Source organism: Dyella sp. Tek66A03, assembly GCF_052567735.1.
The window spans coordinates 416,127-434,930 of the sequence record NZ_CP199584.1 but is presented as its reverse complement, the minus strand read 5'-3'; the positions used below and the strand labels follow the sequence as shown (position 1 = coordinate 434,930).

21 protein-coding genes are annotated in these 18,804 nt (G+C 65.5%); 15 read left to right on the top strand and 6 right to left on the bottom strand.

Translation table 11 applies throughout. From position 1 onward, the window contains the following. Positions 1-2: 2 nt before the first annotated feature. The 3 genes from ACT01B_RS01910 to ACT01B_RS01900 all read right to left on the bottom strand — a co-directional run bounded on the left by ACT01B_RS01910 (position 3) and on the right by ACT01B_RS01900 (position 3,311). Positions 3-1,259 carry a heme biosynthesis HemY N-terminal domain-containing protein gene (locus ACT01B_RS01910; protein ID WP_445145711.1) on the bottom strand — a complete coding sequence of 419 codons (1,257 nt, stop codon included), beginning with the start codon at positions 1,257-1,259 and terminating at the stop codon, positions 3-5. After that, positions 1,256-2,365: a uroporphyrinogen-III C-methyltransferase gene (locus tag ACT01B_RS01905; protein WP_445145710.1), complete on the bottom strand. Its 1,110-nt coding sequence runs from the start codon at positions 2,363-2,365 to the stop codon at positions 1,256-1,258. The genes ACT01B_RS01910 and ACT01B_RS01905 overlap by 4 nt, the downstream gene beginning before the upstream one ends. A gap of 178 nt (positions 2,366-2,543) precedes the next feature. After that, positions 2,544-3,311 (bottom strand): uroporphyrinogen-III synthase, encoded by a 768-nt coding sequence (locus ACT01B_RS01900; RefSeq protein WP_445145709.1) that lies wholly within the window; start codon positions 3,309-3,311, stop codon positions 2,544-2,546. Between the two features lie 154 nt (positions 3,312-3,465). Between ACT01B_RS01900 and ACT01B_RS01895 the strand changes: the two genes are divergently transcribed. The 3 genes from ACT01B_RS01895 to ACT01B_RS01885 all read left to right on the top strand — a co-directional run bounded on the left by ACT01B_RS01895 (position 3,466) and on the right by ACT01B_RS01885 (position 4,964). Further along, a complete protein-coding gene (locus tag ACT01B_RS01895) occupies positions 3,466-3,948 on the top strand; it encodes a YiiD C-terminal domain-containing protein (RefSeq protein WP_445145708.1) in 483 nt (160 codons plus the stop codon). A 52-nt stretch (positions 3,949-4,000) separates the two neighbouring features. Further along, positions 4,001-4,414: a hypothetical protein gene (locus ACT01B_RS01890; RefSeq protein ID WP_445145707.1), complete on the top strand. Its 414-nt coding sequence runs from the start codon at positions 4,001-4,003 to the stop codon at positions 4,412-4,414. A 100-nt stretch (positions 4,415-4,514) separates the two neighbouring features. Next, positions 4,515-4,964 carry a rhodanese-like domain-containing protein gene (locus ACT01B_RS01885; RefSeq protein ID WP_445145706.1) on the top strand — a complete coding sequence of 150 codons (450 nt, stop codon included), beginning with the start codon at positions 4,515-4,517 and terminating at the stop codon, positions 4,962-4,964. 25 nt (positions 4,965-4,989) lie between these two features. Here the strand turns inward: ACT01B_RS01885 and ACT01B_RS01880 are convergent, their stop codons facing one another. Further along, the gene (locus ACT01B_RS01880; RefSeq protein WP_445145705.1) at positions 4,990-5,292 is read right to left on the bottom strand and encodes a DUF3861 domain-containing protein; all 303 of its coding nucleotides are present in this window, start codon (positions 5,290-5,292) and stop codon (positions 4,990-4,992) included. A gap of 50 nt (positions 5,293-5,342) precedes the next feature. Next, complete coding sequence (locus ACT01B_RS01875) at positions 5,343-6,461, bottom strand: 2Fe-2S iron-sulfur cluster-binding protein (RefSeq protein ID WP_445147405.1); 1,119 nt, start codon at positions 6,459-6,461, stop codon at positions 5,343-5,345. Positions 6,462-6,497: 36 nt separating this feature from the next. Between ACT01B_RS01875 and ACT01B_RS01870 the strand changes: the two genes are divergently transcribed. The 10 genes from ACT01B_RS01870 to ACT01B_RS01825 all read left to right on the top strand — a co-directional run bounded on the left by ACT01B_RS01870 (position 6,498) and on the right by ACT01B_RS01825 (position 16,980). Beyond that, complete coding sequence (locus tag ACT01B_RS01870; RefSeq protein WP_445145704.1) at positions 6,498-6,938, top strand: hotdog fold thioesterase; 441 nt, start codon at positions 6,498-6,500, stop codon at positions 6,936-6,938. After that, a complete protein-coding gene (locus ACT01B_RS01865) occupies positions 6,935-7,879 on the top strand; it encodes a serine/threonine protein kinase (RefSeq protein WP_445145703.1) in 945 nt (314 codons plus the stop codon). The genes ACT01B_RS01870 and ACT01B_RS01865 overlap by 4 nt, the downstream gene beginning before the upstream one ends. Positions 7,880-7,952: 73 nt before the next feature. Next, on the top strand, positions 7,953-8,390 hold the full coding sequence (locus tag ACT01B_RS01860) for a hypothetical protein (protein ID WP_445145702.1): 438 nt from the start codon (positions 7,953-7,955) through the stop codon (positions 8,388-8,390). A 94-nt stretch (positions 8,391-8,484) separates the two neighbouring features. Next, positions 8,485-9,660: a class I SAM-dependent rRNA methyltransferase gene (locus ACT01B_RS01855; protein ID WP_445145701.1), complete on the top strand. Its 1,176-nt coding sequence runs from the start codon at positions 8,485-8,487 to the stop codon at positions 9,658-9,660. A gap of 21 nt (positions 9,661-9,681) precedes the next feature. Next, the gene (locus ACT01B_RS01850; RefSeq protein ID WP_445145700.1) at positions 9,682-10,884 is read left to right on the top strand and encodes a DUF2252 domain-containing protein; all 1,203 of its coding nucleotides are present in this window, start codon (positions 9,682-9,684) and stop codon (positions 10,882-10,884) included. Positions 10,885-11,250: 366 nt separating this feature from the next. After that, positions 11,251-12,699: a DNA recombination protein RmuC gene (rmuC, locus tag ACT01B_RS01845; RefSeq protein WP_445145699.1), complete on the top strand. Its 1,449-nt coding sequence runs from the start codon at positions 11,251-11,253 to the stop codon at positions 12,697-12,699. 152 nt (positions 12,700-12,851) lie between these two features. Next, positions 12,852-13,592, top strand: coding sequence for a DUF3348 domain-containing protein (locus ACT01B_RS01840; RefSeq protein ID WP_445147404.1), 741 nt, complete (start codon positions 12,852-12,854; stop codon positions 13,590-13,592). A 10-nt stretch (positions 13,593-13,602) separates the two neighbouring features. Further along, a complete protein-coding gene (locus tag ACT01B_RS01835; RefSeq protein ID WP_445145698.1) occupies positions 13,603-15,699 on the top strand; it encodes a DUF802 domain-containing protein in 2,097 nt (698 codons plus the stop codon). Then, positions 15,696-16,346 carry an OmpA family protein gene (locus ACT01B_RS01830; protein WP_445145697.1) on the top strand — a complete coding sequence of 217 codons (651 nt, stop codon included), beginning with the start codon at positions 15,696-15,698 and terminating at the stop codon, positions 16,344-16,346. The genes ACT01B_RS01835 and ACT01B_RS01830 overlap by 4 nt, the downstream gene beginning before the upstream one ends. Next, the gene (locus ACT01B_RS01825; RefSeq protein WP_445145696.1) at positions 16,336-16,980 is read left to right on the top strand and encodes a DUF2894 domain-containing protein; all 645 of its coding nucleotides are present in this window, start codon (positions 16,336-16,338) and stop codon (positions 16,978-16,980) included. The genes ACT01B_RS01830 and ACT01B_RS01825 overlap by 11 nt, the downstream gene beginning before the upstream one ends. Before the next feature lie 122 nt (positions 16,981-17,102). Here ACT01B_RS01825 and ACT01B_RS01820 read toward each other — a convergent pair whose 3' ends face one another. After that, entirely contained in the window at positions 17,103-17,573 is a 471-nt protein-coding gene (locus ACT01B_RS01820) for an Lrp/AsnC family transcriptional regulator (protein ID WP_445145695.1), read from the bottom strand. A 157-nt stretch (positions 17,574-17,730) separates the two neighbouring features. On the opposite strand from ACT01B_RS01820, the gene ACT01B_RS01815 reads away from it, so the two are divergent. After that, positions 17,731-18,363, top strand: a complete 633-nt coding sequence (locus ACT01B_RS01815; protein ID WP_445145694.1) for a glutathione S-transferase family protein — start codon at positions 17,731-17,733, stop codon at positions 18,361-18,363. 56 nt (positions 18,364-18,419) lie between these two features. Beyond that, on the top strand, positions 18,420-18,617 hold the full coding sequence (locus ACT01B_RS01810; protein WP_445145693.1) for a hypothetical protein: 198 nt from the start codon (positions 18,420-18,422) through the stop codon (positions 18,615-18,617). The last annotated feature ends 187 nt before the right edge of the window (positions 18,618-18,804 follow it).

The following is an 18,804-nucleotide window of genomic DNA, read 5'->3' as shown; positions in this document are numbered from 1 at the left end:
TGTCACTCCGGCAAGCGCGGGACGCCGTGCTCGCTGCGCTCTTCCACGGCAATGGGGCGCGTATCCAGCTTGGTGGAACGTCCATCCTGCGGCAGTGGCTCGACGGATTCGCCGCGCGCCAGCGCCAACGCATTGCGATAGCAACGCTGGGCCAGTGCCGCATCGTTCTGGCCGGCATGGACATCGCCGAGCACTTCCCAGGCGGCACTCGTCGGTGACAGCGCCAGTGAACGTTCGAGGAACTTGCTGGCCTTGCCCCATAGCTTCATTCGCGCGCACATGCGACCGAGCGTAAGCAGGAGCGCGGCATCGTTGGGATGGGCGTCCAGCCAGGACTCGGCCCGGCGCAGGCGCGCTTCCAGGTCGCCGCCGCCCAAGGCACCGTAGGTTTCGATCAGCAGCGGCGACCATTCACGACGTAGCGCCGATTCCACTTCGTCCATGGCCGGCAAGACCATGCCGAACGCGGCTGCGCGCCGCGCATACGCGTCGATCGCTGCAGGCACGCGGCGCTGCGCCTTGGGCAGCTGGGACCACAGCGTATTGAGCGACGCGGCATCCGGCGCAGCGCGCAAGGCCGCAGCAAGCACCTGCGCTTCGAGCGCGGCAAAACCACGGATGCCAAAGGCGCCGCTCTTCTGCAGCGGCTCCAAGGCCTGGCGTGCACGCCGCGTGTCGCCGCTGGCCAGCGATGCCAGCGCCAGCTCGCGCCAGCCACCAGGGGTGAGAAGGTTGCTATCGGCTTCCGGTGCCAACAGGTTCACCGCTTCGGCAGCCTTGCCGTCACGACGAAGCACGCGGGCTCGAAGCACGCGCGCGGCACGCGGTGCGTCCTGGCCTGCCTCGTCCAATGCGGCGAAGGCGCGGCCATTTTCGCCCCGGCGGGACGCCGCTTCCGCGGCGGCGAGCAAGGCAGGTGCACGCAAGCTGCCCAGTCGCGAGGCACGATGCAGGTCGCGCTCGGCGTCGCCGTGACGGCCTTCCATCAAGGCAATCAGGCCTTCACGCATGCGTTGGCGGCTGATCCGGCGATGCCGGCGCGAAAATGCGCCAAAGGGCCAGCGCAGCAGGAACCACAGCGCACTCAGCAATCCCCACGCCACCAGCAACAGGATCACCGCGGCGACGACCGTGGTTTCCGCCTGCCAGCCGCGCAGCTGCACCATCACATAGCCCGGGTCTGCCGCCACCCAATGCCAGCCGAACGCAGCGAGCGCTGCCAGGATCACCAGCAGCAGGATCCAGCGCCATAACTTCATGGCTTGGCCCCGGCCGGCGCACCATTGCCGCTGGCGGGCTTGAGCGCGTGTACCGAACGCAGGTTGCGCAATTCGCTCAGCGCGGCACCCAACTGCACCGACGTGGTCGGTTGCTGCGCGATCAAGCTTGCCAACTGCTCGCGTACCTCTGCCACGGCGGGCGACTTCTCGTCGAACTGCGCGGCAATACCCGCGTCGGCGCGCTTGAGCGCAGCGACATAACCATCGTGGTCGGACGCGAGCAGCGCCGCCTGTGCCTGCGCCAGGTCGATCCCGGCCAGTTCGCGCGCAAAGCGCGCATCCGCCACTGACAACGGCGCACCATTGGTTCGTTGCACCCTCACGACGTCAGCGAGCGCAGCAACGATGCGCGTCCAGCTTCCGCTCGTCGAGCCCGAGGCAGGGGTATCCAGTGGCCTCAGCGGCAAATCCGTCATCGCTGCGCGCACCCTCGTCAAGGTCGCCAGCGAAGCGCTCACGCTGACCGGCTGACTCTTCGCCAGCGCTTCGCGTTCGGCAGCGATGCTCTGCCGTAACCCGGAAAACGCGTGATCGTCGACCGCCGCCAGCGTCTGCCCGGCAATCGCATAGGCAGCCGCCGCGCCCTGCGCATCGTGGAACAACTCGTAGCGCTCCTTGGCCATGCGCAACAGCGACTCGGTTTCATCGAGCAGCATGGTGTCATGCGCCGATAGCGTCTTTTCAGAGAGTTTGGCCACCGCATCTTCGAGATTGCGCGTGCGCTCGGCCTGGCTCAGCAATTCCTCGCGTAACGAACGATTGACCTGGACCGCATCGCCGAGGCGTTGGCGCAGCAAGTTGCGTTCGCTGTTGCTCGCCGTGACGGCGCCTTCGAGGCTATCCACGCGCTGCTTCATGGCGTTCAGCGACTCGCTGCCCGCTGCACGTTCCTGCTCCTGCTGCCACTGGCGCCAAGCCACGTAGCCGGTACCGCCCACCGCCACCAGCGCAAGCAGCAGGGCGACGGCGAGTGTGCCGCCACCGCGGCGCGCTGCCGCCGTGAAACGCGGGGTGCGTGAGGATGAGGATGGCTCGACAGGGCCTGCGGGCGCGCTGTTGCTGGGGATGGAGTCGTCTTGGCTCATGTGCGACATGCTAACAGCCTGTGACGCGGGACTCGCATCAAGTGTTCGTGAAGGCGTAGGTGGTTTTACCTCGCCGGAGATCACCGATGTAGAAGCGCACCCTGTGCGCGACAAACCGGCATTCCTCCCGGTTTGCACACAGCCCTCGCTGAGATCACGGGCAAAGACCGAAACCCAGTTATTGCGCCGCCGCTGCCAGCAAATCCGCCCCCATCGCCGACGCAGCTACCACCACCCGCTTGAACCCGGCCTCACGGGCTGCCCCAGCCAAGCGCTCACTACTCACCACCGCGATGGCGCCAGTCAGCGCGGTGTAAGCCGCCAGCGGCAACCCCTCGCGCAAACACCCCAGGGCCTCGGCGCTCGACAGCAGCACGCGCGCATCGGGCGACAAGGCCGCGACGGCCTGGAGCTGACGCCGCTGCCAACGCGGCGGCACACGCCGATACACGTGAACTTCGCGCAACTGCGCACCGCGAGTCGCCAGCTCGGCGCGCAATACACCACGACCACCCGCCGCGCCGATCAGCGCGACCCGCCTGCCATGCAAGTCAGTGAGCGCGGGATGATCAAGCAATCCTTCGCTGTCCTGTCGTTGCACGGGCGCGAGCGGCGTCCCTACACCGTGCAGCCGCAAGGCGAGAGCCGTACCCTGACCCACGGCCAACACGGTGGCCTGGGTACGCAGCGGGACCAGTCGCGCGGCAAAGCGCACGGCGGCGGGGCTGGTGAACACGAGCAGGTCGTCTGCGAGGGCCGTACCCAGGGCGATCGCCGCCTGCCCGGGGTCATCCACTTCGCGCAGCGACAGCCCAGGCAGCAGGAACGGAACACCGCCAAGCCGGCGCACCTGGCGCGCCATGGCCGATCCCGCGCCCGCCGGGCGTGTGATGACCACGGTGCGCCCGCGCAACCCGGGCTCCGAAGTCGTATGTCGCACCGTCATGGCCACCTCCCTGGAAAGCTACGGCAGTGTACCGGCCACGCCCTCGCTCTTCCTTGGCCTGCGCGCAAACAGCTCCCGGCGCGCGCCGCTTGATTAGGGTGAACACGCCCTAGGGTGCGTACACTACGCGTTCCCCCGAACGTACCTGACACCGATGAGCACCACCGAACGACAGACCGTTGCCCGCAAGCTGGTTGCCTTTATGCGCGACGAAATTCCGCTGGCGCAGAACATGGACCTGCATTTCCAGGGCTGCGATGAGCAGCATCTTTCGATCACCGCACCGCTCGTACCGAACGTCAACGACAAGGGCTGTGCCTTCGGCGGCAGCCTGGTGAGCGCGATGACGCTGACCTGCTGGGGCCTGGTGGAGCTGGAACTGCGCATGCGGGGGCTGGACTGCGATGTATTCGTGGGCGAATCGACCGTGCGCTATCTCGAACCCGTATGGACCGATTTCGAAAGCCAGGCGAGGCTGGCTGATGGGGCGGACTGGGCCACCTTCGTCAATACCCTGGCCGCACGTGGCCGCGCCCGCATCGAAGTGACCTGCCAGGTTCCCGGCACCGGCGAGAAACCGGCGGCTACGCTGCTGGCACGTTTTGTCGCCAAACGGCGGTCGGCCGACGCCGTATGAAAACGCGCTGATCCTTGGGCACAATGCAGGCCTTGTCCCAGGGGGAAGCTCCATGCGCCGTATCCTGATCCTGCTCGCCTCGTTTTCGATGCTCGTGCTCGCCGGCTGCGCCACCGACAAGCGCAACGACACGCTCACCACCACGTTGAATGCCTATGCCCATGCCATGCGCTGGGGCGACTTTCCGACCGCTTTGGAGTTCGTCGACCCGAAGGTGCGCGAGGAGCATCCGTTGTCGAAGCTGGACATGGGGCGCTACCAGCAGTTCAAGGTGAGCGAATATGACGAGGGCAAGGGTCCGACGCCGAAGGGCCAGAACGAAGTGACCCAGGTCGTGCAAATCAACCTGGTGAACGTGAACACCCAGTCCGAGCGCACCCTGACCGATCACCAGACCTGGCGTTATGACGCCGAGGGCAAGCGCTGGTGGCTGGTCACCGGCCTGCCCGATATCAGCCGCGAGTAGGCCTGTCCGCGGGCCGGCAGCGGATCGGGCCGCGCTACCCGTATAATCGCCCGTTCTGTTCAAACCGCGCGACCTGTGTCGCGCCTGCGGAAGTTTTCGAATGAGCGATGTACTGCACAAGCTGCCCGAGTTCATCGGCAACCATCTCGCGCTCGCCGCGCTGTTCCTGATCCTGCTGCTGGCGATCATCGTGATGGAAATCCTCACGTTGTTCCGCAAGTACAAGGAACTGACCCCGGCCGGCCTGACCTTGCTGATCAACCGCGAAGGCCCGCTGATGGTGGATTTGTCCGCCTATGCTGACTATGAGAAGGCACACGTGCCGGGCTCGCGCCATGTGGCGATGAGCCAGTTCGATCCTGAGCACAAGGACCTGGCCAAGGCCAAGGACGTGCCGGTGGTACTGATCGACAAGGACGGCCGCGGCGCCAGCACCAAGGCGGCACCGCGCCTGGTCAAGGCTGGTTTCGCCAAGGTCTACACCCTGGGTGGTGGCGTGCAGGCCTGGCAGCAGGCACAGCTGCCGGTGGCCAAGGGCAAGAATCCGTAAGCCTCGTATGGCCGCGCGAGGGCGCTCAGCCCTCGCGCTCCGGCAGCTTCTTCAGGCCGCCGATGAATTCCCTGAAGCTCTCGCGCAACGGCGCAAACAGGGCATCCTCGCGATGCTTGAGCAAGATTTCGCCGAATAGCTTCAGGCCGATTGCCAGCTGGGCGGTCTCGTCGTCGCCGTAGTCCAGCCGTGTGCGCAGACGGTCGGCAATCGCCAGGATCTCGTCGTGATTGATCGCCTCGAACCGCAAGGGCGCGTGCAGCGCCTCGCCCTCTTTCGCGGGTGCGAGATGTTCGACGGTGACGCGGTAACGATGATGTCGGGCCATGGAAGCGCTCCCATGTGGGGTCTCCCTGAAGTGCGGCACGCGAACGCGGCTTACAAGCCAGCGATGCCCGCGCGGCCGCCGAGAATCTGCGCCAACACGTCCGGCGCATAGTCGAACGAGTCGTAGTAGAGGCGGCTCTCGGCCAGGCCTGCATCGATAAACAGCTTGCGGCCGGCATCGATCATCGCGGGCGGGCCGCTCATATAGACGTCGTAGCCGGCAAGATCGGGCTGATCGTCGAGCACCGCCTCGTGCACCAGCCCCATGCGCAGGCCGCTGCTCGCCGCCTGTTCCGGATCGGACAGCACGGCATGGAAAACCAGGTCGTGCGCCTGACGAGCCCAGCCCTCGGCCATCTCGCGCAGATACAGATCGGTCGCACTGCGGGCGCCCCAGTAAACCCGCATCGGGCGTCGCGTGCCGAGCGCGATGAAGTGCTCGACGATGGCCTTCACCGGCGCAAAACCGGTGCCACCCGCCATGAAGATCATTGGCCGCTCCGAGTCCTCGCGCGGCACGAAGGTGCCCAGCGGACCTTCGATGCGCAATGCATCACCCAGCTGCATGCCGTCGTTCACCCAGGAGGTGAAGCCGCCACCTGCAACGTGCCGCACATGCAGCTCGATGCTGCCATCCGCCTGCGGGTGATTGGCGATCGAGAACGGGCGGCGGCGTCCTTCGTCAAGCAGCACGTCGAGATACTGGCCGGGCAGCCATTGCAGGCGCGCCTCCGCGGCTGCGGGCTGCAGCTGCAGGCCGACCACGTCGGGCGCCAGCATCCATTTGCGCGTCACCAGGGCATCGAGCTGGCGGCGGGCAATGTCCTCCACCGAGGTGACTTCGCGCGCCTCGATCAGCAGATTTTCGGTCGGCACGGCCTGACACAGCAAAATGGCGTGCTGGGACGGCGCGGTGCCGCTCAGCCCCACAGGCGGGTTGCGCGGATATTCGCAATGCCCGCTCAGCAGGATGGCCTTGCAGCTGCCGCAGACGCCGGCGCGGCACGAATACGGCAAGGCGATGCCGGCGCGCTGCGCGGCTTCCAGCACGCTTTCGCCCGGTGCGACCGGGAAATGGCGACCGGAAGATTGGAGGGTAACGGTAAACAATGGGCTGCTCTGGTGGACCGGCTGATGTCGCCACGCATTGTCGCGGCGATGGCAGTCGATCGACAATGCGGGTCCCACCCCCAAGAATCAACCGCCATGGCCATCTGGAAGCAGGAACCTTCGCTTGAGCGCATCAACGGCTGGAGCGCCAACACCATGATGGAGACGCTCGGCATGCATATCACCGAGATCGGCGATGACTGGGTACGTGGCACCCTGCCGGTCGATCACCGCACCCACCAGCCCTACGGCCTGTTGCATGGCGGCGCTTCGGTGGCGCTAGCCGAAACCCTGGGCAGCATCGGAGCCATGCTGACGCTCGACCCGTCGCAGGAGCTGGCCGTCGGCCTGGATATCAATGCCAACCATGTGCGCGGCGTGCGCAGCGGCATCGTGACCGGCACCGCCCGCGTGGTGCATCTGGGCCGCACCACCCAGGTATGGGAAATCCGCATCGAGAACGAAGCCGGCGAGCTGGTGTGCATTTCGCGCATCACCATGGCGGTCATCCCCGCCCGCCCCGTGGCACCCCGTTGAGCGAGCTAGCGCCCTACGCCACGCTCGATCCGGATCGTGTCCTCGATGCCGTTACCGCCTGCGGGCTATGGCCGGACGGGCGCCTGCTCGCACTCAATAGTTACGAGAACCGCGTATGGCAGGTCGGCCTGGACGACGCCGCACCGGTGATTGCCAAGTTCTACCGCCCATATCGCTGGAGCGATGCGGCGATCCTCGAAGAACACGCCTTTGCCGTGGAACTGGTCGCCGACGAGTTGCCCGTGGTGGCGCCACTGGTTTTCGGCGGACGCACCCTGCTGCATCACGATGGCTTTCGCTACGCCCTCACGCCGCGACGTGGCGGACGCGCGCCGTCGCTGGAATCGACGGAGCAACTGGAGTGGCTGGGCCGTCTGATCGCGCGCATCCATAGCGTCGGCGCGCGACGGCCCTTTGAGCATCGTGGCCGCATCGATCGTGCCACGCTGATCGAACTGCCCATGCAGGCCGTGCTCGCTTCGACCCTGCTGCCGCCCTCGCTGCAAGCCGCTTACCGCGCGGCGGCCGAACGTGTGGACAGCGCCGTCGCGGCGCGCCTGGAGGCGATAGGACCGGTACGCCAGCTGCGCCTGCACGGCGACTGCCATCCCGGCAATGTGCTGTGGACCGACGGCGGGCCGCATTTCGTCGATCTCGACGATGCACGCATGGGCCCGGCCGTGCAGGACTTGTGGATGCTCGCCAACGACGAATCGGCCATGCACGCCCTGCTCGACGGCTACCAGCAGATGCGCGACTTCGACTTCGCCGAACTGGCTCTGGTGCCCGCCCTGCGCGCGATGCGCCAGCTGCACTACGCCGGCTGGATCGCCGCCCGCTGGCACGACCCCGCCTTCCCCGCCGCCTTCCCGTTCGCGGCCGAGGCGCGCTGGTGGGAACAACATATCACCGACCTGCATGAGCTGGCCGAGGCGTTGTAATCGACGAACTGCTTCCTCTCCCCAGAGGGGAGAGGAAGCAGTTAAGCTCGCCGTTTTTGAACCGGACGGCCACGTGCGTAACTTTCTTTTCCGACTGATCGGCATCCTCGAAGTAGCCGGCGGCTTCTACGGCGTGGTCAACATGGCGCGGCGCCTGTTCCCACTCGGCTCCACGCATGAATCGCTGGTCGCGGTGATCGGACTGGTGCTGTACGGCTTCGTGCTGATCGCCGGCGTGATGTTGCTGGAAGGCAGCGAGCGCGGCGTGTCGTTCTCCAGTTGGGCCCAGCTGCTGCAGCTGCCTTTGATAGCTACGCCGATCCTGAGCTACGCCCTGCACTGCGGCGCCTTCGTGAACGTCTACGCCACCTTGCACCTGCCGGTCCGCCTGGGCCTGGACTGGCATGTCGGCAGCGAGGGCTTCCTGCTGGCGGTGGCCGGCCCCGGCCTGTCGCGTATCGGGATCAACCTGCTCGCCCTGCTGTCCTGGCTGGCCCTGCGGCTGCGCTAAGCCCCGAATCTTCCTGTGTAGGAGCGCACAGACACACGGGGGCTGGGATCGCCCCCCCGCGAGGCGACCACTCCACACCAGTTATCATGGGCGAATGAGTACCCCTGATTCCTCCCTCCCCATCATCCGTCTGAAGACCGACCGCGCCCCTGGCCATCCCTGGGTGTGGTCCGCCCAGGTGCACAAACCCGAAACCCGCCTGCCGCCCGGCAGCGTGGTCGACGTGGTGGATGCGAACGGACGCTTCATCGGTCGCGGCTTCTGGAATGGCCATGCGCGCATCGCGCTGCGCCTGCTGACCACCGACCCGGCTGAAAATATCGACGCCGAGTGGATCGCTGCACGCATCGATAACGCGATCGCGCTACGCCAGGAACTGCTGCAGCTCGATCGCGTGAGCGACGCCTGGCGCGTGGTGCACAGCGAGGGCGACGGACTATCCGGCCTGGTGGTCGACCGCTACGCCGACATTCTGGTGATCGAATACTTCGCGGCCGGCATGTGGCGTTTTCGCGAAGCGATCCACCACGCACTGCTGCGCCACTTTCCCGGCGCCCGCCTGTACTGGTTCGCCGAGAGCCATGTGCAGAAGCAGGAGTCGTTCGACTGCCGCTCCGCCGATGCGCCCGAACCGGTAGAAGTGCACGAGCACGGCCTGCGTTTCCACGCCGCGCCAGGTTATGGCCACAAGACCGGCTTTTTTGCCGATCAGCGCGAGAACCGCCATCACTTTGCGCGACTGGCCAAGGGCCGTCGCGTGCTCGACCTGTGCTGCAATGCCGGAGGTTTCGCCGTGCACGCCTTGGCTGCCGGCGCCAGCGAGGCCGTCGGCGTGGACATGGATGCGGGCATCCTGGAGATTGCCCGCGCCAATGCCGCGGCCAATGACGTCGCCGCACGGTTCGAGCAGGCCGACATCTTCGACTGGCTACGCAACGCCGTGGCGCAGGGCGAGCAGTACGACGCGGTCGTGCTGGACCCGGCCAAGCTCACGCGCGACCGCAGCAAGATCCTGGAAGCGCTGAAGAAGTACTTCGCCATGAACCGGCTGGCGCTCGATGTGATTGCGCCGGGCGGCCTCTTGCTTACCTGCTCGTGCACCGGCCTGGTGAGCGAAGCGGATTTTCTGGAAATGCTGCGTCGCGTGGCACTCAATGCCGGGCGCGAGATCCAGGTGCTGCACGTGGCTGGCGCTGGCGCCGACCATCCATTCCGCAGCGATGTGCCAGAAGGGCGTTATCTGAAGGCGGTGTTCTGCCGTGTGATGTAAATCTTCAAAGGAGAGCGGGCCATGATCGATGTCGTCGAGTCCATCCGCACTTACAACGCCAAGCGCGATCCGGAGCGACTTTCACGCAAGTACGCCGTCATGCGCCACGACCCGTTCTCCTTTCTGCGCGGCACCTGCCCCCTGTTCTATGCGCGGTTGCCGGCGCCCAAGGTGCTGGCCAAGTCGCCGCCGACCTGGGTCTGCGGCGACTTGCACCTGGAAAACATGGGCAGCTACAAGGGCGACAACCGGCTCGTCTATTTCGATCTCAACGACTTCGATGAGGCCGCGCTCGCACCCTGTACGTGGGAGTTGATCCGACTGCTCAGCAGCGTGCACATCGCCGCCGACAGCCTGCAGCTGAGCACCGAACAGGCGGACCGACTATGCGGGCACTTCTTGTCGTCCTACGTCGCCGCCTTGCGCCTTGGCAAGGCGCGCTGGATCGAGCGCGACACCGCTACTGGCATGGTCGGCGACCTGTTGGGCGGCCTGCGCGGCCGCCTACGCCCCCCCTTTCTCGACAGCCGCACCGAGCGCAAAGGCAGACTACGCAAGCTGCGCATCGATGGTAAACGGGCACTCGCCGTGACCGAAAAGCAGCGCGAGAAGGTCACCGCCTTGATCAAGCGGATCGGCGCGAAAGAAGACAACCCAGCGTTCTATCGCGTCCTCGACGTGGCTCGCCGCATCGCTGGCACTGGCAGCCTCGGCATCGAGCGCTATGCCATCCTCGTCGAAGGCAAGGGTTCACCCGACGGCAACTACCTGCTCGACCTCAAGCAGGCCATACCGTCGTCCCTGGTGCCTCACCTGAGCATCGCCCAACCGGGGTGGAGCAGCGAAGCCGAACGTGTAGTGACCGTGCAGCGCCGCATGCAAGCCATCTCGCCCGCGTTCTTCCGCGCGGTGAACATGGGTCGCAAATCCTATGTCTTGCGCGGCCTGCAGCCCACCGCGGACCGCGTCGCGCTGACCGAATGGGACGGCAAGCTGGAACGTCTCGAAGGTGTGCTTGAGACGATGGGCAAGCTCACCGCCTGGTCCCAGCTGCGCAGCAGTGGTCGCCAGGGCTCGGCCACTGCCGACCAGCTGATCGCCTTCAGCGAGAAACGTCGCTGGCCCGCAGAGCTGCGCACGCTGGCAAGGGACGCCACCAAGCAGGTGCGGCGCGACTGGAAGACCTATGCCAAGGCCTACGACCAAGGTGCGTTCAAACTCTGAGCGTTGATCAAAGCATCCCTTGCCAAAAACACGGGCGTCCCGGCTTCTGAGACGCCAGCGCGTACACTTGCCAGCCAGTGCTGTCAGGGATGCTCTGATCTATTCAACGGTAGTGGCATGATGCCCAGAAAGCCTGCCAGGTGTGGGGCGTGGCGCAGCACAGGCTGGCCGCCTGGGCAAGCCGCGCACCGCGGCTGGCGGGCTTTCTGGGCATCACCCGAAGGGCCGGTTCTGTTTGCCCGCAGCTCCGCGCCGCGCCGTCTCGACAGGCAGCCAGCCTGCCTTCGCCGACGCAGCACGCATCTGCGGGCAGACAGAACCGGTGACACTACCGTTGAATAGATCAGAGCATCCCTTAGGAACGTTATGTCCGCTTCTGAAATCCTGTTGATCGTCCTCGTCATCGCCGTGCTGGTGCTGATCGTGCTGCAAGTCGTCAACCTGCAGCGCGGACGCGGCGACGGTGGCCTGACGGCACGCCTGGACGCCCTGAAAGACGACAACCGCCACCTGCGCGATGCGCTGGCGCAGGAACAGCGCGCAGGACGTGGCGAGCTGGCGCAATCGCTGGGCCACTTCCGTGGCCTGCTGCAGGAGCAGCTCGGCGGCATGAGCGAGCAGCAGCACGAGCGCATCGGCCATTTCGGCCAGCGCCTCGATGTGCTCACCGAGCGCACCGATACCGGCCTGCAGACACTGGCGCAGCGGCTGACCGAAGATGCGCGCCGCAGCCGCGAAGAACTCACGCTCACGCTCAACCGCTTCGGCGAGCAACAACAACAGCGACTCGCTGCACTCACCGCGGACAACGAGAAACGCCTCAACGAAGTGCGCGCCACGCTGGAAACCAAGCTCCAGGCGATCCAGGACGACAACGCCGCCAAGCTGGAACAGATGCGCGCCACGGTGGACGAAAAGCTGCAGAACACGCTGGAAACGCGCCTTGGCCAGTCGTTCGCGCTGGTTTCCGAGCGCCTGGAACAGGTGCAACGCGGCCTGGGCGAGATGCAAAGCCTGGCCACCGGCGTGGGCGATCTCAAGCGCGTGCTCACCAATGTGAAAACGCGCGGCATCCTCGGCGAAGTTCAACTCGGCGCCCTGCTCGAGCAGATGCTCACCATGGAGCAGTACGAAACGAATGTCGCCACCGTGCCGGGTAGCAACGATCGCGTGGAGTTCGCCGTGCGCATGCCGGGCCACGGTGACGAGGAGGCGCTGTACTTGCCGATCGACGCCAAGTTCCCGACCGAGGACTATCAACGCCTGCTCGAAGCGCAGGAGGCCGCGGATGGCGAAGCGGCGGCCATCGCGGGCCGCGCGCTGGAAACGCGGGTGCGCGAGGAAGCCAAGCGCATTCGCAGCAAGTATGTGGCACCGCCGCACACCACCGACTTTGCCGTGCTGTTCCTGCCTACCGAGGGCCTGTACGCCGAAGTGATCCGCCGCCCTGGCTTGTTCGAAATGCTGCAACGCGATTACCACGTGACGGTAGCTGGCCCCACCACGCTCACCGCCCTGCTCAACAGCCTGCAAATGGGTTTCCGCACTCTGGCGATCGCCAAGCGCAGCAGCGAAGTGTGGACCTTGCTCGGCGCGGTGAAGAGCGAATTCGGCAAGTTCGGCGCCGTGCTCGACAAGACGCGCAAGCAACTCGACAGCGTGCGCAACAGCATCGACAGTGCCGGCCAACGCACCCGTGCGATCGAACGCAAGCTGCGCGGCGTGGAAACGCTGTCCGGCGACGCCGCCCAGCAACTGCTTGGCGACGCGTTGCCGGCCATTGACGACGGCGGCGAAGACGACGTCGAGGTCTGAGGACAGCCGTAACATGGTGGCTGGCTATCTTCGGCATCCAGGGTGCCCGCCTCGCCTGAACATCCAGCCAGCTGCCGCGCCAGCCCGCTAATCGACAGTCAGCGGGCCCTGTGCCCATTCGCGTGTAAAATGGTCGTTTTTTAGCCAGCAGAATCGTGCAAGCTCCTCGACGGACGACAGTCCGCGGCCCAACGTTCATTCGCTTACTTGCTCGTCTCACCGACGTTGACGCCCCACAATCGAACGCATCGCTGCCAGACCAGTTGAGCCAGTGGCTCGACTGGAAGCATGCCCTCGCGCTGTCTACGGCGCTTGACGGCAAGCCCTCGGCGATCGCTCCCGAGGTGCCAACCGCTGGCAGTACGGAGGAAGACGAGTGCGCCCGTGTACGCGCGTCGTTGGCGGATGCCATTACCGGCCAGCGTGAATTGACCGTCTCAGCGCGGCGCGGGACTGGACGTGTGTCTGGGGAAGATGGCGCGGATGCGGCGGTCGATTACACCGTCTTTCGTCAGCGTTATCTCCACCTGCAGCGGGCGATGCAGGCGGCCACCGGCAACTTGCGAGGCCGTCTACGGGACAGGCTCGCCCAGCAATCGGCTGACCTGGCCCGGCTGGCAGAAGTCGATGCCGTGATGGAGCTCGTGCTCAGTCCCCGCGAGCAGGCGCTCCTCGCCAGCGTGCCTGCTTTACTCGGGGAACACTTCGAACGCCTGCGTCAGGTCGAGCAGACGGCGCTGGCCGAGGCTCGCGCCGCGGAAGGTACCCCGGCCACCATGCCAGGCGCATGGCTGGAGGTGTTTCGCAAGGATATGCAGAGCGTGTTGCTCGCCGAACTGGATGTTCGTTTTCAACCGGTCGAAGGCTTGCTTGAAGCGCTTCGCACCAGCTAACTGGGTAGTCATGTTCAGAAATTTTCTCAACCTCGCTGTGTTCGTTGTCGGCCTTGCCGCCGTGTGCTGGATCGGCGCGGGCTACATCGGCTCGAATCCGCTGGGAGCGGCCGTCGCCAGCTTGATTGGCGTCTGCTACATCGCTGGTGCGCTTGAGCTGTATCGCTATCGACAAGCCACGTCCACGTTGCAGCATGCCGTGACGGACTTGTCCGCAGCGCCAAGCGGGCTGGGTGACTGGCTCGGGCGCCTGCATCCCAGCCTGCGCAATGCGGTGCGTCTACGCGTCGAGGGTGAGCGCGTGGCGTTGCCGGCGCCGGCGCTGACGCCATATCTGGTCGGCTTGCTGGTCTTGCTAGGCATGCTGGGCACGCTGCTGGGCATGATGGCGACGCTCCGAGGCACCGGCATCGCGCTGGAAAGCGCAACGGATCTGCAGGCAATCCGCGGCTCTCTCGCCGCTCCGGTCAAGGGACTGGGGTTTGCGTTTGGCACCTCGATCGCGGGCGTGGCCACCTCCGCCATGCTTGGGCTGCTGTCAGCCCTGTGCAGGCGCGAGCGCCTGCAGGCCGTGCAGCTGCTGGACGCGAAGATCGCGACCACCTTGCGCACCTTCTCGCAGAGCCATCAGCGTGATCAAGCGTTCAAGCTGCTGCAACAGCAGACCGAATCGATGCCGGCCCTGATCGATCGGCTGCAAACGATGATGGCGACGATCGAGCAACACAGCGTGGCCGCGAGCGAGCGGCAGTCCGCCAGCCATGAGGCTTTCCACGCCAACACCACGACCGCCTACACGCGCCTCGCCTCCTCGGTGGAGCAGTCGTTGAAGACCAGCGTTAGCGAAAGCGCCCGCGCCGCAAGCGCGGCGCTGCAACCGGTCGTGGAGTCCACCATGGCCGGCCTCGCCCGCGAAACCACTGCCCTGCACGACACCGTCGCGCAGGCCGTGCAGCGGCAACTCGAGGGGCTGACGGCCGGCTTCGCGACGACCACCACGACCGTGGCGGATATTTGGAACAAGGCGCTGGCCGAGCAGCGGCAATCGAACGAAGCGCTTGCCCAGGATCTGCGCCTCTCGCTGGAGCGATTTAGCGAGACCTTCGAGCAACGTTCGGCCGGTCTGCTGGACGGTGTCTCGGCGCGCATCGACGCCACCGCGAACTACGCGGCGGATGCGTGGAACCACGCGCTGTCGCGGCAGGACGCCGTCAATGAAGCGTTGGCAGGCCGCAACCAGCAAGCCCTGGCCGTTGCCGCGGGAACCTTCGAGGAGCACGCCGCGTCGCTGGTTCGCCTCGTGCACCAGTCGCATGGGGACTTGCAGGCGGCGCTTGAATCGCGGGATGAAAAACGACTGACGAGCTGGACCGCGGCGTTCGCTTCGATGACGGCGGCGTTGAACGCGCAGTGGCAGCAGGCAGGCGAGCACGCCGCGAGCCGACAGCAGGAGATCTGCGACACGCTCGCGCTGACCTCTCGCGAGATCTCGGCACAGACACGGGCACACGCCAGCGACACGATTACCGAGATCTCCCGTCTCGTGCAAGCCGCGTCCGAAGCACCCAAGGCGGCGGCCGAAGTCATTGCCGAGCTGCGCCAGAAGCTCTCCGACAGCATGGTCCGCGATACCGCCATGCTGGATGAACGCAGCCGTCTGCTCGCCACGGTGGAAACCCTGCTCGATGCCGTGAACCATGCGTCCACCGAGCAACGGACCGCCGTCGATGCGCTGGTCACCACCTCGGCCGATCTGCTGGAGCGCGTCAGCACCCGCTTCACCGACCATATCGAAGCCGAAACCGGCAAGCTCGGCGCGATCGCTGCCCAGGTCACCGGCAGTGCCATCGAGGTGGCGAGCCTGGGCGACGCATTTGGCGTGGCAGTACAGCTGTTCGGCCAGTCGAACGAAGCGTTGATGGAGCGCTTGCAGCACGTCGCCACCGCGCTGGACAACTCGCTCGCGCGCAGCGACGAACAGCTGGCGTACTACGTGGCGCAGGCCAGGGAAGTCGTCGACCTCAGCATGATGTCGCACAAGCAGATCATCGAGGACCTGCAGCAGCTTGCCGAGCAGCGGGCGTCGGCCGAGATCGAAACGGCATGAACGACGACATAGACGTCGAAGCGGAGTCGACGGCACCGATCTGGGCCGCGTTCGGCGACCTGATGTCGGTACTGCTCGGTGCGTTCGTGCTGATCCTGGTCGGCGTGATCGGCGTGCAGCTGCAACTCTCGAGCCGGCTGGATGAAGAGGTCAAGCAGCGACAGGCCGAGGCGCAGCGCCGCATGACCCTGGAGCAGGCCTTGGCGGGCCCGCTGGCAGCGGGCCGTGTGACGCTCGTCAACGGACGCATCGGCATTCGCGGCAGCGTGTTGTTCGCGCTGAACTCCGATCAGCTTCAGCCCGAAGGACGTGAGGTCTTGAAGAGCCTGGCGGGGCCGCTTTCCAACTATCTGCAGTCCCGCGATGAAATCCTGATGGTGAGCGGCTTCACCGACGACCAGCAGGTGCGCGATGGTAACCGCCAGTTTGCCGACAACTGGGAGCTGTCGGCCGAGCGCGCGCTAACCGTGACCCGCGCCTTGATCGCAGACGGCGTCTCCGCCTCCTCGGTATTTGCTGCTGCGTTCGGTGCCGAGCAGCCGGTCAGCTCGAATGCCAATGACGAGGGCAGGGCCAAGAACCGACGCGTGGAGATAGCGCCCATTCCGAAGCCCTCGCCGACCACAGCGGCGACCCATGAGCCCTAGTGGAGCCCACGCCAGGGCGCTATTGGACGCGTGGCGCGAACAGCATGCCGATCGCCTGGATCCCATGCGGTTCCATGTCATGGTGGCGCTGGAGCACCGCGCTGCCAGCCACGACGGCGAGGTGCGACGCCTGCTGGAGGACCGACTGTCCAAGCTGCTGGACAGCTATGCCGACGACCTCGCCGCCGTGGCGACGAGCAACGCGACGACGTCCGGTGTGCCCGTTCGTGGAGCGCTTGGAGCACTGGTCGATCACATGGCCAATTACGCGGCGACGCGGGGCGACGATCTGACCGCCGGCGAGGGGGCGCGCCTGCCCGCTTCGTATCCGGAATTGGCGGCGCTCGATGCGTTTCAAAAAATCTGGTCCAAGGTGCGTAGCGACAGTCACCTGCGGCAGTCGCTAAAGCAGGCGCCCGGGAACGCAGGCCCGCTCAACTCGGGAGCCCTCGCACACCGGTCGATCGCGCTCATGCGCGAACTGTCGCCTGGGTATCTCCAGCATTTCCTGTCGTACGTCGATGACTTGTCGTGGATCGAGCGGATGAACGACGGCCGCGCCTTGTCAGCCAAGGATGCACCCCGAGCGCCGAGCGCCAGAAAGCGCACTCGGGCTAAACCGCGCACGCCCTGAGTGAGATGGGCCTTGCTTTGACCGTCGCACCACGACGCGGATCGCTGCTCCGTGTTCGTGGCACAGGGACAGGTCAGGCGTTTGCCGACGCCGGTGGATAAGGCGCGGCCTTCAGCGAATGACTAGACAGGCACTACGGTTCCCACCTTGTCGCGCGCCATCACCACGTTGGTGGTGAATCGCCGGATGTTCGCGTTGTCGAACAGGAGGCGACGGGTAAATACCTCGAAGTCGTCCATGTCCTTGGCGGTGACGATCAACACGAAGTCGGCTTCGCCGGTTACGTAGTAGCACTGCTGCACATTGGGGTCGGCACGCGCGGCCACGCGGAACGCATCGAGCATGTCCACGCGCTCGCGCTCCAGCTCCACGCCAACGATAAACGTCATCGCCTGGCCCACGGCCGCCGGGTTCACGACGGCGACTTCAGCGGTGATCACACCCAGCTTGCGCAGATGCTTGAGCCGACGCTGCACCGCCGCGGCGGACAGGCCGATATCTGCGCCAATGTCCTCGCCGGTCACGCGCGCATCCAGTTGCACGCGTCGAAGGATCTCGCGGTCGAAGTCGTCAAGAACGTAGTTAGTCGTCATGCCGCATTGATAAGCCAAAAGATGCGTCCAGGCAACGGTAAGGCGGGCAAATACGCAGCCTCCCCGCGCGGCAGCTCGCCAAAATACTCGTCCATCGCTCGCCCTTGGGCGCCGCCGATGGACGTCTCAGCCGCCCAGCCACCCACTCACAGGCCTTATGAAACTTCTCTATCAGACGCACTCCCCGTACGCGCGCAAGGTGCTGGTCATGGCCTATGAAGTCGGCGTGGCCGATCGCCTCGAGGTGATTCACCACGAGACCAGCCCAACCCAGCGCAATGAACAAGTGTTTCAACTGAACCCGCTGGGCAAGGTGCCCGTGTTGGTACGCGACGATGGCACCGCGCTGTTCGACTCGAGCGTCATCTGCGAATACCTGGACAGCCTTCATGCCGGACCGAAGATGATTCCTGCCGCGCCGAAGCAACGATGGCGAAGCTTGCAACTCCAGGCACTGGCGCAAGGCCTGTGCGAGGCGGGCATCAGCGTGCGCCACGAAACCGTGCGCAGGCCCGCGCCTTATCGCTACGCCGCGATGCGCGATGGACAGATCGAGAAGCTGGTTGCTTCGTATGATTTTCTTGAGCGGGAGTGGTCGCGCGGCGAAGCAGGGGCAGCCACGGATGTTGATATCGGCGCGATAGCCCTTGCCACGGCGCTGAGTTGGCTCGCGTTTCGCGAACTGCCTGCATTCGAAAGCGGACGGCCGCATCTTTCGGCGTGGTATCGCGCCTTTCTGCAACGGCCGTCCATGCTGGCGACACCGTTGGAAGGCGAAACCGTCGATTGAGCACGTCGATGTGACGCTAGCCGTATTCCATCCCTGCCCTTGCACTGGAGGCTCGCATGAGCTCGCTCTGGACCGACCTGCTGTTCCTGCATGGCTATATCACCGATCAAACGCTGGCACGTCGACTGGCAGAGGCGAAGGGGCGGCGTGGCGTTGAACGCGATCGCCGCAAGCTTTCGCAAAGCAGCACGTTGCGTGCATGGTCCGCACGCCTGTGCCTTGGCATCGGCGACGGCAAGTTGCGCACGCAATGAGCCACTGCAAATGCACATGCCAACCGGCCATGCGTCCCGCGCGCAGCATAGGCATGCATCCGTGGGGAACCCGTGAAATAAGCCAAGTCCTGTATGGCCTCGTGGAACTCCTCAGAGCACGGCGCGATTGTCGATCGCATGCCGCTGAGATACGCTCGAGCGGCGCTTGGCTCAGCGCCAAAATCAA